1 protein-coding gene is annotated in these 1,319 nt (G+C 56.8%); it reads left to right on the forward strand.

The window, feature by feature from the left end; translation table 11 throughout:
* Nucleotides 1–187: 187 nt before the first annotated feature.
* The coding region (locus ACE4YL_RS01360) for a bifunctional DNA primase/polymerase (protein ID WP_461369064.1) at nt 188–1,319 on the forward strand (1,132 nt) is incomplete at its 3' end.

Here is a 1,319-nt window from a genome sequence, read left to right on the forward strand (position 1 = left end):
TACAAGGTGGAATCTTACGAACTGTTCATTGATCCCGAGGACCTGCAGGAAGAGGACAAAGCTAAAAGCGGAACCACCATAACTAAGGAGTGACCGCTACCGCCGCCCTGTGGCGACATGGAGGTGAATATATAGGGTGAATACTCTCCTGGAGTCAGCATTGGAGCTGTGGCGGAGCGGACTCTCTGTGATTCCTGTCCAACCTGGCGGCAAGCGCCCGTTGGTGCCGTGGATCGAGTACCAGAACCGTAAGCCCACAGAAGAGGAGATCCGCCAGTGGTGGCAGCAGTACCCAAACGCCAACATTGGGATAGTCACCGGCAAAATTTCTGGGATTGTAGTCATCGACTTAGATCCGGATAAGGGTGGTAACGAGAGTGGAGCCAGGATCTACGAGCAGGCCCCAACTGATCTCATCGTTAAAACAGGGCGGGGCGGTTATCATCTTTACTGCCGCTATCCGGAAGACGTGGATCATATCTCGAACCGGGTTGGTTTGTTGCCGGGAGTCGATATACGGGCTGACGGTGGGTACGTCGTAGCGCCGCCGTCTGTTCACTCCTCTGGACGACTGTATGAGTGGACACGTCGTGGTAAGCCCGGAAAGCTACCGCCGCATTTGGTAGGTCTCCTCACTTCCCATACACCGGCGGAACGTGACGGTGAGGGGAGCAGCCCCAAGTGGCTGTCCGGCTTACTGGCTGGGGTGGGGAAGGGTCAACGCAATGACGCCTGTGCTAGATTGTGCGGATACCTGATCGGTAAGGGTATGCCGAAGGACGTGGTCCTTGCTATCATCCGCCAGTGGAATGAGAAGAATCGTCCTCCTCTTCCCGACCATGAAGTAGCGGCAACAGTCGAGTCCGTCTGTAAGACGGCTCGCCGCAGGGGCACTGTGCCACAGAGCCAGCCCCAGGATGACGGCACCCGGCGGACGTCTACCAGTCCGTTTAGTGTCGTCAACATCCGGGAGTACATGGCCCATCACGGCAGCAGTCAAGTGTCTTGGTTGATACAGGATTGGCTTCCCGAGGCCACGATCGGTTTCGTAGTAGCTTCGCCCGGCTCCTATAAGACTTGGCTTACCTTTGATGTGGCCGTATCCGTGGCTACAGGTACGCCGTTCCTGGGTAAGTATCCTGTCCAGCGTACTGGTCCAGTCTTACTAATCCAGCAGGAGGACTTCCTCGGGGACACAGCACAGCGGCTGGCGATCATCCTCCAGAGCCGGTTGGACCTGAGAGCCGAAGTTACGGAGGATGGACAGTTCGAGGTGAAGGCTCCTCCTGAGATACCCATCTACATCCACCCAGACCGCA

It is taken from the genome of Candidatus Darwinibacter acetoxidans (assembly GCF_041936445.1).
GTDB lineage: Bacteria > Bacillota > Limnochordia > Darwinibacteriales > Darwinibacteriaceae > DTU010.